Source organism: Bradyrhizobium sp. CW1 (assembly GCF_023100665.1).
GTDB lineage: Bacteria > Pseudomonadota > Alphaproteobacteria > Rhizobiales > Xanthobacteraceae > Bradyrhizobium > Bradyrhizobium canariense_D.
The window spans coordinates 4196562-4212275 of the sequence record NZ_CP064684.1; the positions used below are offsets into that span (position 1 = coordinate 4196562).

Here is a 15714-nt window from a genome sequence, read left to right on the forward strand (position 1 = left end):
TACTCTTTCGATTGCCGTCAACCGCCGTGATGCCTGGCGCGATAGACGATTCGGCTCGCGCTGAGCTGATGCCGGCTGACATGACTGACCTGCTTTGGTCGGCTAAGTCCCGTTACAAATGATTAAGATCACGACATTTTTTCGTCCGCGCGGGTCGCTCTGGCATGCCTCTAGCGGGCCGGCTCGATCACATTGCAGTTGCTTCGCCCGGACATCAGGCAGTCCTGCATCTTGCTCGCGGAGGTGAGATCGCGGGCGAGCCACCAGCCGACGCCGAGGATCAGGATCGCGATGATCAAGCCAGCGATGGCGCCGCGGCGGTTGTCACCGGATTGAGGTTTTGGAGTGGATTTCGGCTTCGCGCCCGGTTCGGGCTTAGGTTCGGAGTTGGCTTCGGAACTGGCTTCGGGCTTGGACATGGCTGACCGATCACGGGGGCGAGCGGGCTTTATCACCTCTGCGGCGTGGCGTCACATCCCGTCCAGCTTCTCCCGGTTAGCCTCGGGTCGGCCGGATCGCTTCCTTGCGGGAGGTTTCGGCCGCCGGGATCGCCTGCTGGACGCGCGGAGCGCAGGTCGTAAGCACAAACGCGGTCTGGGTGCATTCCCAATCTGTGCCCAGGACGGCACTTTCGATCGGCTGCGGACGGGCGAGCAGCAGCGTGGCACCGGCCAGGGTTGCCACCACGACCGCGATTGCGAGCGCCTTCAGGCTCAGTCGTGAGATCGTCATACCCGTGCTCCGCGTCTCATACCAGGCGGACGCTAGGCACCGCCCTGGTGCCCCCTTATGAGGGACATCACAATTCGGCAGTTTTTCCGGGCTACGAGAGATCGTCGGGGGCGGCGATTTTCGTCTACCTGATCGGCTGCGATTATAGGTGGCATCACGGCGCGCGCCGATGTACACGCATCTGCGTCGCGCGGCGCCCGCTATGCCCAGCCGACGTACCAACAGGCAGTGATGTAGGATCGAAAGCGAGGATGACAAGGTTCGCCGATGAGTGGATTTAGGGAACCAGGCTTCTCCGACCGGCAAAAGGCGGCACAGGAAGCACGCAAGAACCTTTTGAACAAATTCAAGTCGCAGCCGGGGCCGGATGATCCCGCGGTTGTGGCGAAGCGTGCGGAGCGCGAGGCCCTTGCGGCCAAGCGCGCCGAAGCAAAGGCTGCGCGCGACACGGAAAAGGCCGAGCAGAAGCGCCTTCAAGAAGAAGCTGCCGCGCTCGAGGCCGCGCGGATCGCCCGCGAGGCCGAAGAAGCCGTCGCGAAGGCGGCCGAAGCCGAGGCCGAGCAAAAAGCCAAGCGGGACGCCCGCTACGCCGCCCGCAAGGCGAAGCGCAAGTAACGTTTGCAAGTCTAACGCGCGCAAGTCACGTTCAATTGAATTTGGACTGAAACAAATGCTCTGGGGGCGGTCTACGTGACCGCCCCCGGATTTTTGGCGCGCGTCTGCCTGTCGCAAGCGCCTCCTCGACGTTGGAAGATCAGTGCTTCTTCATCATCCCGTCGTCTTTCTTCATCCCGTCCTTCGACATCGTGTCCTTCTTCATGCCGTCGTCCTTGGACATGGTGTCCTTCTTCATGCCGTCCTTGGACATCGTGTCCTTTTTCATCATGCCGTCATCCTTGCCCATCTTGTCCTGGGCAAAGGCGGCAGGCGACAGCGCGAGGCCGAGCGAGAGAACGGCCGCCGAAACGCCGAGCGCGATGCGGGTACGAATGGTCATGACTGGTCTTCCCTTCGAGATGGATGTTGGTCAGCGACGGACGCCGCTATCTGATCTCGACGGATTGCCACGGGGCGTTGTTACGCGGCCGCCGATAAATTTCCGCGAGCCCATCCTAGGTTCTGCGGATGTAGGAGATCGGGAGTGTGCAATGCAGCATCACCGACGCTTGCCGCGGCATTCGGTCTCGAACTATCAGACTAGAGAACATTGTCTGAAAGACCGGCTAGGATGGGCCTCAGCGCGGTCTCCAAGACCGGCCCAAAATCACGGCAAAGCAAACAAGAACCTTCCAAGAACCGTCCAAGGGAATCACGCCATGTTCACGCGCCGCCACCTGATCGCGACCGCCGTCGCCGCACCCGCCATTCTCCGTTTCAGCACCGGCACCGCGCATGCCGCGACCACGCTGAAGATCTCGCATCAATTCCCGGGCGGCACCGTCGACAAGGGCGATTTCCGCGACCGGCTCTGTCGCGTGTTCGCCGCCGAAGTCAGCAAGCGCAGCAACGGCGACATCGCCGCCGAGATCTATCCGAACTCCTCGCTGATCAAGACCAACGCGCAGTTCTCCGCGATGCGCAAGGGCGCGCTCGACATCAGCCTCTATCCGATGCCCTATGCCGGCGGCGAATTGCCGGAAACCAATATCGGCCTGATGCCGGGCCTCGTCACCACCTACGACCAGGGCATGCGCTGGAAGAAGGAGCCGGTCGGCAAGGCCTTGACCGACTTCCTCGCCGACAAGGGCATCATCCTGCTCAGCTGGGTGTGGCAGGCCGGCGGCGTCGCCAGCCGCTCCAAGCCGATCGTGGCCCCCGAAGATGCCAAGGGTCTCAAGGTGCGCGGCGGCTCGCGCGAGATGGACATGGTGCTGCAGACTGCCGGCGCATCCGTGCTGTCGGTGCCCTCGAACGAAATCTACGCAGCGATGCAGACGGGGGCGTGTGATGCCGGCATCACCTCCTCGACCAGCCTGATCTCGTTCCGGCTTGAGGAGGTCGCGAAATCGCTGACCTCGGGCGCAGGCGCGTCCTATTGGTTCATGCTCGAGCCGCTGATGATGTCGAAGGCGATCTTCGACAAGCTGCCGAAGAACCAGCAGGACATCCTGCTCGCGGTCGGCACCGAGCTCGAAGCCTTCGGCCGCAAGGGCGCGCAGGACGACGATGTCGAGGTCGCCAAGGTCTACGAGAAGGCCGGCGCCAAGGTCTCGGCGCTCGATGCCGCGACCGTCGGCAAGTGGCGTGACATCGCCCGCGACACCGCATGGAAGGACTACGGCGCCAAGACCGCGACATCTGCCAACCTGCTCAAGCTCGCGACCGACGTCGCCGCATGAGCCACGGTCCGCTTCCGGATCGTGACGGCCAGGTAAACGCTGCCGCAAGGACCGGCCTTGCGGCAGCGATCGATCGCGGTCTCGCCATCCTCAACAACATCATCGTCGTGTTCGCCGCGATTGCGCTGATCGCCGCCTGCGCCATCCTGAGCTACAGCGTGCTCAGCCGCGCCTTGTTCAAGGCTGCCAATTACTGGCAGGACGAGGCCGCGGTGTTCCTGCTGGTCGGCGCGACCTTCATGACGGCCGCCTACGTGCAGCAGAACCGCGGTCACATCGGCATCGAGGCCTTCGTCGGCCTGCTCTCACCACTGGCGAACCGGATCAGGCTCTGGCTGGTCGATGCCGTGACGCTTCTGTTCTGCGCTTTCTTCGCCTGGAAGTCCTGGACACTGGCGCATGAAGCCTATGTCGATGGCCAGGTCTCGAACTCGATGTGGTCGCCGCCGCTGGCCATCCCCTATTCGCTAATGGCGTTCGGCATGAGTCTGCTCTGCGTCCAGATCCTCGTGCAGCTTGCGCTGCCTTTCGCTGGAGCCAGGCGTTCATGAGCGTTTTCGGTATCGGCCTCGCCTACGGGATCGCGACGCTTGTCGTGATGTTTTCGGGCATGCCGATCGCGTTCGCGCTCGGCGCGGTCGCAGTCGTGTTCATGGGCATCTACATGCCCGCCGCCTCTCTCGACACGGTGACGCAGAATGTCTACGAGGAAATGGCCTCGATCACGCTGCTGTCGATCCCGCTCTTCATCCTGAAGGGCGCCGCGATCGGCAAGTCGCGCGCCGGCCAGGATCTCTACTCGGCCCTGCACGCTTGGCTGCACCGCGTCCCCGGCGGGCTCGGCGTCGCCAATGTGTTCGCCTGCGCGCTGTTTGCGGCGATGGCGGGCTCCTCGCCCGCGACCTGCTCGGCAATCGGCTCGGCCGGCATCCCCGAGATGCGCAAGCGCGGCTATTCCGGCGGCTTTGCCGCGGGGATCATCGCCGCCGGCGGCACGCTCGGCATTCTGTTGCCGCCGTCGATCACCATGATCCTGTTTGCGGTCGCCGCCGAAAAATCGCTAGGACGGCTGTTCCTCGCCGGTATCGGGCCCGGCCTGCTGCTGGTCTCGCTGTTCGGCGTTTACGCCGTGATTCGCTTCCGCCAGGAATACGCCGCGGCCGAAGCGATCTACAAGAACGGCGGCCCGGAAGCTGCGATCCTCGCCCGCGACGAGTACACGCTCGCGGAACGCTTCAGCGTACTGCCGCGCGTGATCCCGTTCGTGCTGCTGCTCACCGGCGTCATGATCGCCCTCTATGGCGGTTACGCCACGCCATCAGAGACTGCCGGCCTCGGCGGCCTCTTGGCGCTGGCATTGATCGCGGCGATCTACAGCGTGTGGCGGCCGAGCGACCTTGCCCCGATCCTGAAATCGACGATCCGGGAATCGACCATGCTGATGATGATCATCGGCATGTCGCTGCTCTATTCCTACGTGATGAGCTATCTGCACATCTCGCAATCGGCCGCCGAATCCGTCGTCGCGATGCATTTGCCCCGCTGGGGCCTCTTGTTCGCGATCCTCGTCATGGTCGTCGTGCTCGGTTTCTTCCTGCCGCCGGTCTCGATTATTCTCATGACCGCGCCAATCATCCTGCCGCCGCTCCGCGCCGCCAATTTCGACATCATCTGGTTCGGCGTCGTCATGACCATCGTGATGGAGATGGGACTGATCCATCCACCCGTCGGCCTCAACATCTTCGTCATCCGCAACGTCGCGCCGGATATTCCCCTGCGCGAGGTGATCTGGGGCACGCTGCCGTTCGTGCTTTTGATGATGCTCGCGGTGCTGCTGCTCTGCTTCGTGCCGGGCATCTCGACCGCACTGCCGGACCTGGTGATGGGGCCGGACGGGAGCAGGTAGCTGCGTCCACCATCATTGCTTCGCTGCGCTCGCAATAACGGAGAACTAGGAGCTGGCGCGCTTCCTCTTCGCGTTCAGTGCGGAGGCCACGCGGCTCACCGGCGGCTTGCCCAGCACGCCGCTCATCTCGTTGGTTGCCGCCAGCAACCGGTCCATATCGACACCCGTCCTAATCCCCATGCCACCGAGCATATAGACGACGTCCTCGGTCGCGACGTTGCCGGTCGCGCCCGGCGCGTAGGGGCAGCCGCCGAGGCCGCCGGCGGCGGCGTCGATGACGCGGACGCCTTCCTCCAGCCCCGCATAGAGATTGGCGAGCGCCTGGCCGTAGGTGTCGTGAAAATGCATCGCGAGATTGGCGGGAGGGATGTTGGCGCTGACCGCCCGCAGCATCTCTTTGGCTTTGGCAGGCGTACCGACACCGATCGTGTCGCCGAGCGAGATCTCGTAGCAGCCGAGCTCCCACAGCGTGGTGGCGAGATCGGCGACCGCTTTCGGCTGGATCTCACCGTCGAACGGACAGCCCAGCACGCAGGAGATATAGCCGCGGACCTTGACACCATCGTCCCTGGCGCGCGCCAGCACCGGCTTAAACCGTTCGATGGACTCCGCGACCGTGCAATTGATGTTGGCCCGCGAAAAGCCCTCGGAGGCCGCGGCGAACACCGAGACGATCTTTGCGCCGGCCGCGCACGCGGCGTCATAGCCCTTCTCGTTCGGCACTAGCACGTGGAATTCGGCACTGGTCAAATGGCTAACGCCGCGCAGCACGGCGTCCGAGCTCGCCATCTGCGGGATCGCCTTGGGCGAGACGAAGGCGCCGACCTCGACTGTATTGAGGCCGGCCGCGACCAGCGCCTCGATGAAGGCGATCCGGGCCTCGACACTGACCGCCGTCTTCTCGTTCTGGAGGCCGTCACGCGGCCCCATTTCGATGATGCGGACCTTATCGCTCATCTCATTCTCCGGAAGGATCGACCACGGCGAGCTCGACGCCCTCCTGGACGATGTCGCCGACCTTGCATTTGATGGATTTCAGCACGCCGGCATAGGGGGCGCGCAGCGTCTGCTCCATCTTCATCACTTCCAGGGTGAGGATCGGCGCCCCCTTCTCGAGCTTGGCGCCCTCCTCCGCCAGCACGGCGACGACCGTGCCCGGCAAGGGCGCTGCGATCTTGTCCGCGCCGACCTGCTCCTCGGTCTCGCCGCCGAACGGATCAACCCAATGCAGATCGAAGCGGCCGTTGCGCGTGCGCAAATACAGCTCATGGCCGTCGATCACGGCCGCGACCGACGTTTTGACGCCGTCGAGGGTCAGATCGAAGCCGCCGTCCTTCGCTACCATCGTAAACGCCAGCTCGCGCTCGCCGATCACGAGCGTCGACGGGCCGCTGCCATAGTTCAGCACAACCTTCTGCTCCGGCCCGTGTCCAACGCGGAAAGCAAAGCCGCGCCGACGGCGGCCGACCGGCATCCAGCCAAAGGTCTGCCAGGGCGAATTCGCGTCCGCCTGTGCAGCCTGCCGCTCGTTGTTGATCACAGCGGCGACCGCGGCACACAGCTCGAGCTCGCCTGGTGCCGGCGACGCCTGCGTCAGGACCGCCAGCTCGCGCTCGATGAAGCCGGTGTCGATCGCGTTCGCCCTCACCTTCGGATGCGTCATCAGCGCCGACAGGAACGGGATGTTGGTGACGATGCCGCGGACGTCGGACTCTTCCAGCCCGCGGTTCAGCCGCTCGATCGCGACATCCCGCGTCGGCGCCCATGCGATCATTTTTGCCAGCATCGCATCGTAGTATGGCGAGACCGTATCGCCTTCCCGATAGCCGGAGTCGATGCGCAGCCCCCCCGTTTCAGCGGGCAGACGCCAGGTTGATATCTTGCCCACCGACGGCATGAAGTTCTTGGTCGGGTTCTCCGCATAGACCCGCGCCTCCACGGCGTGGCCATGAAGCTTGATCTCGTCCTGCTTCAGCGGCAACGCCTCGCCGAAAGCGACGCGCAACTGCCACTCGACCAGGTCGATCCCCGTGATCAGCTCGGTCACGGGATGCTCGACCTGGAGACGAGTGTTCATCTCGATGAAGAACACGTCCTTGCCGTCGGAGACGAACTCGATGGTGCCGGCGCCGACATAGTTGACGGCCCCCGCGGCCTTTCGCGCGGCGGCACAGACCGCCTCGCGCTGGGCGGGATTGAGCGTCGGCGACGGTGCCTCCTCGATCACCTTCTGGTGGCGGCGCTGCAGGGTGCATTCGCGCTCGAACAGCGAGAGCAGATTGCCGTGGCTGTCGCCGATCACCTGCACCTCGATATGCCGGGGGTTATCGACATATTTTTCGATCAGCATGCGGTCGTCGCCGAACGCGGCCTTGGCCTCGCGCTTCGCGCTGACGATCGCAGGCGCCAGTTCATCCGCGGAGCGAACGATGCGCATACCACGGCCGCCGCCGCCGGCGGACGCCTTCACCAGAATCGGGAAACCGACCTTCTCGGCCGCCTTCGCCAACGTCGCATCGTCCTGCGCCTCGCCGTGATAGCCGGGCACCAGCGGGACGCCGGCCTTCTCCATCCGCGCCTTGGAGCCGGACTTCGAGCCCATGGCAGTCATCATTGCCGCTGTCGGGCCGACGAAGACCAGGCCGGCGTCGAAACACGCCTGGGCGAATTCGGCATTCTCCGACAGGAAGCCATAGCCGGGATGGATCGCCTCCGCGCCGGTCTTGCGCGCGGCCTCGATCAGCCGTTCGGGATTGAGATAGCTGTCGCGGGCACGCGCAGGCCCAAGCAGCACGGCCTGGTCGGCGAGCGCGACATGCATTGCGTCGCGATCCGCCTCGGAATAGACCGCGACCGTGCGCAGGCCCATGGCGCGCGCGGTGCGGATCACGCGGCAGGCGATCTCACCGCGGTTGGCGATCAGGAGGGTGCGAAAACGGCGGTAGAGCTTTGAGCGGTCCATCGCATCACATCCTGAACAGGCCGAATTTCGTCGGCTCGATCGGCGCATTCGACGCCGCCGAGAGGCCGAGGCCGAGCACCAGCCTTGTATCGGCCGGGTCGATCACGCCGTCGTCCCAAAGCCGCGCGGTCGCGTAATACGGGTGCCCCTGGCTCTCATATTGCGCGCGGATCGGCTCGCGGAATTTATCTTCGTCTTCTTTCGACCAGCTGTCGCCCTTGGCCTCGATATTGTCGCGGCGGACCTGGCTCAGCACCATCGAGGCCTGCTCGCCGCCCATCACCGAGATGCGCGCGTTAGGCCACATCCACAGGAAGCGCGGGGAGTAGGCGCGGCCGCACATGCCGTAATTGCCGGCGCCGTAGGACCCGCCGATCACCACGGTGAATTTCGGCACCGACGCGGTCGCGACCGCCGTCACCAGCTTGGCGCCGTCACGCGCAATGCCGCCGGCTTCGTATTTCTTGCCGACCATGAAGCCGGTGATGTTCTGCAGGAACACCAGCGGAATGCCGCGCTGGCAGCACAGCTCGATGAAATGCGCCCCCTTCAGCGAGCTCTCGCTGAACAGGATGCCGTTGTTGGCAATGATGCCGACCGGAAAACCCCAGATGTGGGCGAAGCCGCACACCAGCGTCGTGCCGTAGAGCTTCTTGAACTCGTCGAACTCGGAACCATCGACGACGCGCGCAATGATGTCGCGCACGTCGAACGGCTTGCGCCCGTCGACGGGCACCACGCCGTAGATCTCCTCCGCCGCGAACAAGGGATCACGCGGCGGATGCATGTTGAGGTTTGGTCGTACCGACGGCTTCAGCGTGCCGACGATGCGGCGGGCGATGCCGATCGCGTGTGCGTCGTTCTGGGCATAATGATCGGTCACACCCGATTGCCGCGAATGCACGTCGGCGCCACCAAGCTCCTCCGCGGTCACCACTTCGCCTGTCGCGGCCTTCACCAGCGGCGGCCCGCCGAGGAAGATCGTGCCCTGGTTGCGCACGATGATGCTCTCGTCCGACATCGCGGGGACATAGGCGCCGCCGGCTGTGCAGGAACCCATCACGATGGCAATCTGCGGGATTCCTTGCGAGGACATCTGCGCCTGGTTGTAGAAGATGCGGCCGAAATGCCGCTCGTCGGGAAAGATCTCGTCCTGCAGCGGCAGGAAGGCGCCGCCGGAATCGACCATATAGATGCAGGGAAGATTGTTCTGCCGCGCCACGTCCTGCGCGCGCAGATGCTTCTTCACGGTCATGGGATAATAGGTGCCGCCTTTGATGGTGGCGTCGTTGGCGACGATCACGCATTCGCGGCCCGCGATGCGCCCGACCCCGGTGACGACGCTCGCCGAATGCACGTCGCCGCCGTAAAGGCCATAGGCCGCGAGCGGCGACAGCTCCATGAACGCGGTGCCGGGATCGACCAGCAGGTCGACGCGCTCGCGCGCCAGCATCTTGCCACGCGAGGTGTGGCGGTTGCGCGAGACCTCGCCGCCGCCGCCCGCAACCTGGCTCAGCTTTTCGCGCAGATCCGCGACGAGGGTGCGCATGGCCTCGGAATTGCGCGCAAAGTCCGAAGAAGACGTATCGATGCTGGAATGGAGCGGCATGTTGGTTCCAATTGCGTGAAGGTTTTAAGCCGTCTCAGCCATCAATTCGCGACCGATCAGCATGCGCCGGACCTCCGAGGTGCCGGCGCCGATCTCGTAGAGCTTTGCATCGCGCCACAGGCGTCCGACCGGAAATTCGGAGGTGTAGCCGACCCCGCCAAGCGCCTGGATCGCCTCACCCGCCATCCACGTCGCTTTCTCGGCGGAATAGAGGATCGCAGCGGCGGCGTCCTTGCGCAAGCTGCGCGCGTGATCGGCGCGGTCGCAGGCACGCCCCACCGCATAGACATAGGCGCGCGTGGCCTGCCAGGTCGCGTACATGTCGGCGAGCTTGCCCTGCATGAGCTGGAAGTCGCCGATCGGCTGCCCGAACTGCTTGCGCTCGTGCATATAGGGCACCACCGCGTCCATGCAGGCCGCCATGATCCCGAGTGGTCCACCCGAGAGGACCGTACGCTCATAGTCGAGGCCGGACATCAGCACCTTGACGCCCTCGCCGACCTTGCCAAGCACGTTCTCCTCCGGCACCTCGCATTCGTCGAAGAACAGCGGATACGTGTTGGAGCCGCGCATGCCGAGCTTGTCGAGATGCTGGCCGTGGCTGAAGCCCTTCGTCCCCTTCTCGACCAGGAAGGCGGTCATGCCGCGCGGGCCCGCTTCCGGATCGGTCTTGGCATAGACCACCAGCACGTCGGCATCGCCGCCATTGGTGATCCACATCTTCGAGCCGTTGAGCACGTAGCGGTCGCCGCGTTTGTCGGCGCGCAGTTTCATCGAGACGACGTCTGAGCCGGCGCCGGGCTCGGACATCGCGAGCGCGCCGACATACTCGCCGGAGATCAACTTTGGCAGATAGCGCTCGCGCTGCGCATCATTGCCGTTGCGGCGGATCTGGTTGACGCAGAGATTTGAGTGGGCGCCATAGGAGAGGCCGACCGCGGCCGAGCCGCGCGAAATCTCCTCCATCGCGACGATATGGGCGAGATAGCCCATGTTGGAGCCGCCATATTGCTCCGGCGCGGTCATGCCGAGCAGGCCGAGGTCGCCAAGGCGCTTCCAGAGGTCCGCCGGGAATAGATTGGCCTTCTCGATATCGGCGGCACGCGGGGCGATCTCCGCCTCCACGAAGGCGCGCAGCGTGTGGCGCAGCATGCTGATGTCTTCGCCCAGATCGAAATCGATGCTCGGGATATTCAAGGCGATTCCTCCCTATTTTGGGGACCGAACCTAGCGGCATCGGGGCCCTTCTGCGGTCGAAAAGGTTGCATTTTCCGCCAAACTTGGCGAGGATTTTCCCAGAGGATTTTCCGATGCCTTTTCAAGTCGCAACCGCGATCCCGCGCCGTGCCGTGACCCCTGCCGCCTTCGTCCGCGGCGTCGTTGCCGCTTACGAACGCTACGGCCGCGATCCGACCGAGGCGCTGAGCCGGGGTCAGGTAACGCCGGACCTTGTCAATTCTCCGGATGGGCGGGTCACGGCCGGCCAGTTCGAGGCGCTGGCGGGCCATGCCATGCGCGAACTCGATGACGAGGCGCTCGGCTGGTTCTCGCGGCGGCTGCCCTTTGGCACCTACGGCATGCTGTGCCGCGCCTCGATCACCGCCCCGACGCTGGAGGTCGCGCTCAAGCGCTGGTGCCGGCACCATCGTCTGCTCACCGAGGACGTGCTGCTCGATCTCGCCGTCGGCGAGGAGACCGCGGTCGTGTCCATCCGCGAACTGGCCGACCTCGGACCTCTACGCGAATTCTGCCTGGTCACCCTGCTCCGCTATGTTCTCGGCTTCTCCTGCTGGGCGGTGGATTCGCAAATCGCGCTCCGCGCCGCGGAATTTCCGTACCCCGAGCCCGGCCACGTCTCGGTCTATCCGACCATCTTTTGCCGAAACATCCGCTTCGGTGCGGACCGCGCTTCCATCACCTTCGACAAGCATTACCTGTCGCTGCCGCTCACCCGGAGCGCGGCGGACCTCGACAACATGCTCAAGGGCGCGCTGCGGCTGACCGTACTGCCCTATCGGCGCGACCGGCTGCTGGTCGAGCGCGTTCGCCGCGTACTCCGCAATGCGCGCGGACGCAGTCTCGGCGCCGAGGATGTCGCAAGCGAGCTGGCACTCTCCACCCGCACCATGCATCGGCGCCTGCGCGATGAAGCGACCTCACTGCGGGATCTCAAGGAAGAGGCAAAATTCGAGCTCGCCAAGCAGGAGTTGATGCGCGGTCGCAGCCCGATCAAGCGGATCGCGGAGATCGCCGGCTTCCGCAACGAGAAGAGCTTTTCTCGCGCCTTCCGCACCTGGGCCGGCGCCTCCCCGCGCGAGTTTCGCGGCAGGTATCGCTGAAGCGCGGGTTGTCATGCTGTTGCGGCCTCCGAGATCCAACTTGGAGGCCGCAACATTTCCAAACGGTCTCGCTCAGTTCGAGTTGGTCTGCCCGCCCGGGCGCAGCTTGGTGCGCGAGTGCGTCTGCTTCGGCTGGAAGGCCAGCGCGTCGGCCGACGTCTTCGCGCCGCCGCTCTGTGAGCACGAGCCGCCGATGCCGCCGGCCGCGGCCCGGCAGGCCTCCATCGTCGGATAGCCGCAGCCATGCGCGGCCTGGGCACCATTGGTGATGCAGTAGTCTTCTGCCTGGGCAGCCGGCGCGGTCATCATGAGAAACGCAGATGCAAACAGCGTCGCAGCGGATGCGACGAACGTCTTCGAGATCGAGGTCATGTTGTCTTTTCCTGCTTCAGGGTCCCACAAAAGAGGCCTCGGCATGCGACGCAGGCTGAGGTTCACACCTCGCATGTAGGCCAGCACCAGGAACCGGCAATCACGCTTCGGCGCATTGCAGAACTTCGCAAATCACATGTCACAGTTAGGTGAGTTACTTATGTTTATATCCGCCTTATCCGAACCTGTATCCCGGTAAGGGAGTCACTCCCGCGCCTTCGGATGTTTGGACGTCGTTACGCGAGCTACGTTTTGGGACCCGTCGCCGCCGAACTATCCTGCCGCCGCGATCTCCTGCAATGGCAGCGGCACGTCCTTCGCCACGCCCAGCACCGGAAAGCTGCGGACGTTCTTCACGTTCGGCATCGCGGCGAAATGCAGGAGCTGCTGGCGCATGCTCTCGACGCTCGGCGCCACGCATTTGAGAAGATAGTCGGTGTCTCCCGAAATCCGCCAGCACTGCTGGATGCGCGGGATCGCGGCGATCGAGCTCTCGAATGCCGCCAGCACCGGCTGGGCTTGGCTGCCGAGCTGGATCGAGACGAACGACACCACCTCGTAGCCGAGCAGCCGCTCGTCGATAACGGCGCGCACCGCCCGGATCACGCCGCGGCTGAACAGCGATTTCAGCCGCCTCACGCAGTTGGGCCCGGACACCCCGACGCGCAGCGCCAGCTCGTTATTGCGAACCCGCCCGTCCTGCTGCAACTCGGAGAGTATTTTCAGATCGACGCCGTCGAGCTGGTCACGCCCCGCCATAGCCCACCTCGTCATGGTCGCATCATGCGAGACAGCGAAGCACGGGGCGGAATGGCTGCCAAGGGCAGGACGATGGGAAGAACCGGCGTGGTTGGCCGAGCTTGTCCCGGCCAACCGCGGGCTTTTTACGTGGACGCTAAAACGTGGATGCCCGGGACAAGCCCGGGCATGACGAGAGTTTCGTTGCCCGCCCTCAATGCGTCCACGGCTCGCCGCGGCGGAACGAGAAATTGTCCGCATAGGCGACCGGACGGCGCACCGATTCCTTTGGCTCGATCACCTGGTAGGCGATGCCCTTGCGCTCGCAATAGGCGACCGCCTCTTCCTTGCTGTGGAAGTGCAGCGTGATCTGCTGCTTCATGTCGCCGGACGAGGTCCAGCCCATCAGCGGCTCGACCGCGCGCGGCTGCTCGGGCTCGTAGTCGAGCTGCCATTCCTTGGTCTTCGACCGGCCGGATTGCATCGCGTTCTTGGCGGGCTTGAAAATGCGTGCGGTCATGGACGGTCCGGGCCTCTTGTTCGTCTTTTCGTTCGATTTCGATGCGTCACGGTAGCAGTTGGTGGAAACCGCGGGCATAGTATAGAGACACCTTTAGGGAACTGATCGGTGATTCCGGCCCCCCGGGATGGCTCGCCGATGGGTATAATCATTATGCTGCATCGTGACAATTGCGTACCCGCCTTCCGCGCCGGGGTCTCGCCCGGTGGCCCTGCTTCGTTGACATCTACCTGTCCGTCCCCTCCGAAAGCTCCCGTCGCATGTCCTTCCTGAACATCAACGCCACGCTCCCCGAGAAGGGCCGTGACCTCAGGCTCGACCTGTTTCGCGGCATTGCGAACTGGGCGATCTTCCTCGACCATATCCCCGACAACGTGGTGAACTGGATCACCACCCGCAACTACGGCTTTTCCGACGCCGCGGATTTGTTCGTCTTCATCTCCGGCTACACCGCCTCCTTCGTCTATGCGCGGATGATGCTCGAGCGCGGCTTCCTGGTCGGTGCTACGAGGCTGACCAAGCGGGTCTGGCAGCTCTACGTCGCCCACATCATCCTGTTCGTGATCTACATCGCCTCGATCAGCTATCTGGCGCTGCGCTTCGGCGATTCCGAGATGATCAACGAGTTCAACGTCGCCGGCCTGGTGGACAACGCCACCGAGACGCTGCGCCAGGGCCTGTTCCTGCGCTTCAAGCCGCTCAATCTCGACGTGCTGCCGCTCTACATCGTGCTGATGGGGCTGTTTCCGCCCGTGCTCTGGTTCATGCTGCGCAAGCCGGACCTGACGATGGCATTGTCCATCGTGCTGTGGCTGACCGCGCGCCATTTCGGCCTGAACCTGAACGCCTATCCGGCCGGACAGTGGTACTTCAACCCGTATTGCTGGCAGGTGCTGTTCGTGTTCGGCGCCTGGTGCGCCATGGGCGGCGCGCGGCGCTCGATGACGCTGATCAACGCACCGGTCACGCTGTGGCTCTGTCTTGGTTACATGCTGTTTGCGCTGGTCATGACCATGGCCGGCCGCTTCCCGACCCTCGGCGGCATGTTCCCGGAATGGCTGTTCTCGGCGTTCAACCCGAACGACAAGACCAACCTCGCGCCCTACCGCTTTATCCACTTCGTCGTGATCGTGATCCTGGTGATCCGCTTCGTTCCCAAGGACTGGCCGGGCCTGGAATGGAAAGGGTTCGACCCCATCATCGTGTGCGGCCAGCAGTCGCTCGCCGTGTTCTGCGTCGGCGTGTTCCTGTCCTTCGTCGGTCATTTCGAGCTGTCGATGAGCTCGGGCTCGCTGTTCGCGCAGATCTTCGTCAGCGTCGCCGGGATCGCGATCATGACGACGGTGGCCTATTACATCTCCTGGTCGAAGAAGCAGGACAAGCCGCTGAAGCCGCCGCCGCCCAAGACTGCGGCCGCAAAGGCCGCTTGAACGGGCAGCTCCGATCCCGCCGGACGACAGCGCCGCCGCTTCAGGCCGCCGCTTCGCTGTCGTACTCGGTAAACTTCTTGTAGATCCAGTCACGGCCGTCGTGGCGGCGCCAGACCTTGCCGTAAACGAGCTGCCCGTTGATCGAGCGGCGCGGCACGAACACGGTCCAGAGGTGCCAGATCTCGGTCCAGCTCGCCTGCGGACCGACGGTTCGGACGTTGCGATCGAGAGACATGATACAGAACTCACAGGATACGAGCGCTGCGACGAACTGTGATGTCGTGTGAGCACGAATTTCAGGCAGACCGTCGCAAGCCGAACCGATCTGATAACAGTCGCGAAGGCGCCCGCAACAACCGCTCGCTCTTAACCTAACCGATCAACCTTACCTCCTGTGAGCGCGTGGCGAGACCGGTTGAAAGCGGCCGCCGATTTTCCTAGACTGTGTGCGATTTGAGAATGAGCGCGTCGTTTTGAGGACGCGCGTTGATTTCCAGCCTGACGCGAATTTTTGAAAACGATTGATGGGCGGGGGCCACCACGATGAATTTGCAATGTGCATGTCTGCGCTTGGCGCTGCATTCGACGCCGCCTGCTCTGCCCGCGAAGACGCCGGAGCAGGAGCCGCGGAAGGTCGCCAACGACAATCAGCTGGCCTGGCCATTCCTGCCGTTTCCGTTCGGCTGGTACGCGACGAACTGATGGTTGGAAAAGCGTAACGCCGCGCAAGCGGAATATCATCGCTTGGCGGCGTCCGCTAGGCATTG

At 64.0% G+C, this 15714-nt stretch carries 18 protein-coding genes; 7 read left to right on the forward strand and 11 right to left on the reverse strand.

What is annotated here, in order from left to right; genetic code table 11:
- Positions 1-170 precede the first annotated feature (170 nt).
- Together IVB54_RS20575 and IVB54_RS20580 are read right to left on the reverse strand one after the other, a co-directional pair.
- Positions 171-419, reverse strand: a complete 249-nt coding sequence (locus IVB54_RS20575; protein ID WP_018457773.1) for a hypothetical protein — start codon at positions 417-419, stop codon at positions 171-173.
- A 76-nt stretch (positions 420-495) separates the two neighbouring features.
- Entirely contained in the window at positions 496-732 is a 237-nt protein-coding gene (locus IVB54_RS20580; RefSeq protein ID WP_018457772.1) for a hypothetical protein, read from the reverse strand.
- A gap of 267 nt (positions 733-999) precedes the next feature.
- Between IVB54_RS20580 and IVB54_RS20585 the strand changes: the two genes are divergently transcribed.
- Positions 1000-1347: a DUF6481 family protein gene (locus IVB54_RS20585; protein ID WP_018457771.1), complete on the forward strand. Its 348-nt coding sequence runs from the start codon at positions 1000-1002 to the stop codon at positions 1345-1347.
- A gap of 139 nt (positions 1348-1486) precedes the next feature.
- On the opposite strand, the gene IVB54_RS20590 is transcribed toward IVB54_RS20585, so the two are convergent.
- A complete protein-coding gene (locus IVB54_RS20590; RefSeq protein ID WP_007591301.1) occupies positions 1487-1729 on the reverse strand; it encodes a pentapeptide MXKDX repeat protein in 243 nt (80 codons plus the stop codon).
- 319 nt (positions 1730-2048) lie between these two features.
- Between IVB54_RS20590 and dctP the strand changes: the two genes are divergently transcribed.
- From dctP to IVB54_RS20605, 3 genes are read left to right on the forward strand one after another with little or no spacing between them, the layout of a single operon-like run.
- Positions 2049-3071 (forward strand): TRAP transporter substrate-binding protein DctP, encoded by a 1023-nt coding sequence (dctP, locus tag IVB54_RS20595; RefSeq protein WP_247338018.1) that lies wholly within the window; start codon positions 2049-2051, stop codon positions 3069-3071.
- Positions 3068-3622, forward strand: a complete 555-nt coding sequence (locus tag IVB54_RS20600) for a TRAP transporter small permease (RefSeq protein WP_247296812.1) — start codon at positions 3068-3070, stop codon at positions 3620-3622. Before dctP ends, IVB54_RS20600 begins: the two co-directional genes overlap by 4 nt.
- Positions 3619-4977 carry a TRAP transporter large permease gene (locus IVB54_RS20605; protein WP_007591317.1) on the forward strand — a complete coding sequence of 453 codons (1359 nt, stop codon included), beginning with the start codon at positions 3619-3621 and terminating at the stop codon, positions 4975-4977. The genes IVB54_RS20600 and IVB54_RS20605 overlap by 4 nt, the downstream gene beginning before the upstream one ends.
- A gap of 45 nt (positions 4978-5022) precedes the next feature.
- Here the strand turns inward: IVB54_RS20605 and IVB54_RS20610 are convergent, their stop codons facing one another.
- Genes IVB54_RS20610 through IVB54_RS20625 form a run of 4 tightly spaced genes read right to left on the reverse strand, consistent with a single transcriptional unit; the run spans position 5023 to position 10745 of the window.
- Positions 5023-5934: a hydroxymethylglutaryl-CoA lyase gene (locus IVB54_RS20610; protein ID WP_018457768.1), complete on the reverse strand. Its 912-nt coding sequence runs from the start codon at positions 5932-5934 to the stop codon at positions 5023-5025.
- 1 nt (position 5935) lies between these two features.
- The gene (locus tag IVB54_RS20615; protein ID WP_018457767.1) at positions 5936-7939 is read right to left on the reverse strand and encodes an acetyl/propionyl/methylcrotonyl-CoA carboxylase subunit alpha; all 2004 of its coding nucleotides are present in this window, start codon (positions 7937-7939) and stop codon (positions 5936-5938) included.
- 4 nt (positions 7940-7943) lie between these two features.
- On the reverse strand, positions 7944-9548 hold the full coding sequence (locus tag IVB54_RS20620; protein ID WP_018457766.1) for a carboxyl transferase domain-containing protein: 1605 nt from the start codon (positions 9546-9548) through the stop codon (positions 7944-7946).
- Between the two features lie 24 nt (positions 9549-9572).
- On the reverse strand, positions 9573-10745 hold the full coding sequence (locus tag IVB54_RS20625; RefSeq protein WP_247776432.1) for an isovaleryl-CoA dehydrogenase: 1173 nt from the start codon (positions 10743-10745) through the stop codon (positions 9573-9575).
- Positions 10746-10858: 113 nt separating this feature from the next.
- Between IVB54_RS20625 and IVB54_RS20630 the strand changes: the two genes are divergently transcribed.
- The gene (locus tag IVB54_RS20630; protein WP_018457764.1) at positions 10859-11887 is read left to right on the forward strand and encodes an AraC family transcriptional regulator; all 1029 of its coding nucleotides are present in this window, start codon (positions 10859-10861) and stop codon (positions 11885-11887) included.
- Between the two features lie 72 nt (positions 11888-11959).
- On the opposite strand, the gene IVB54_RS20635 is transcribed toward IVB54_RS20630, so the two are convergent.
- The 3 genes from IVB54_RS20635 to IVB54_RS20645 all read right to left on the reverse strand — a co-directional run bounded on the left by IVB54_RS20635 (position 11960) and on the right by IVB54_RS20645 (position 13517).
- Positions 11960-12259: a DUF3551 domain-containing protein gene (locus tag IVB54_RS20635; protein WP_018457763.1), complete on the reverse strand. Its 300-nt coding sequence runs from the start codon at positions 12257-12259 to the stop codon at positions 11960-11962.
- A 273-nt stretch (positions 12260-12532) separates the two neighbouring features.
- Complete coding sequence (locus tag IVB54_RS20640) at positions 12533-13018, reverse strand: Lrp/AsnC family transcriptional regulator (protein WP_007591345.1); 486 nt, start codon at positions 13016-13018, stop codon at positions 12533-12535.
- A gap of 193 nt (positions 13019-13211) precedes the next feature.
- Entirely contained in the window at positions 13212-13517 is a 306-nt protein-coding gene (locus tag IVB54_RS20645) for an ETC complex I subunit (protein WP_007591346.1), read from the reverse strand.
- Between the two features lie 260 nt (positions 13518-13777).
- Between IVB54_RS20645 and IVB54_RS20650 the strand changes: the two genes are divergently transcribed.
- Entirely contained in the window at positions 13778-14947 is a 1170-nt protein-coding gene (locus tag IVB54_RS20650; protein ID WP_018457761.1) for an OpgC domain-containing protein, read from the forward strand.
- A gap of 40 nt (positions 14948-14987) precedes the next feature.
- Here the strand turns inward: IVB54_RS20650 and IVB54_RS20655 are convergent, their stop codons facing one another.
- The gene (locus IVB54_RS20655) at positions 14988-15182 is read right to left on the reverse strand and encodes a hypothetical protein (protein WP_018457760.1); all 195 of its coding nucleotides are present in this window, start codon (positions 15180-15182) and stop codon (positions 14988-14990) included.
- Between the two features lie 335 nt (positions 15183-15517).
- Here IVB54_RS20655 and IVB54_RS41465 point away from each other — a divergent pair, with 335 nt between their 5' ends.
- Complete coding sequence (locus IVB54_RS41465; RefSeq protein WP_256374433.1) at positions 15518-15649, forward strand: hypothetical protein; 132 nt, start codon at positions 15518-15520, stop codon at positions 15647-15649.
- Positions 15650-15714 lie beyond the last annotated feature (65 nt).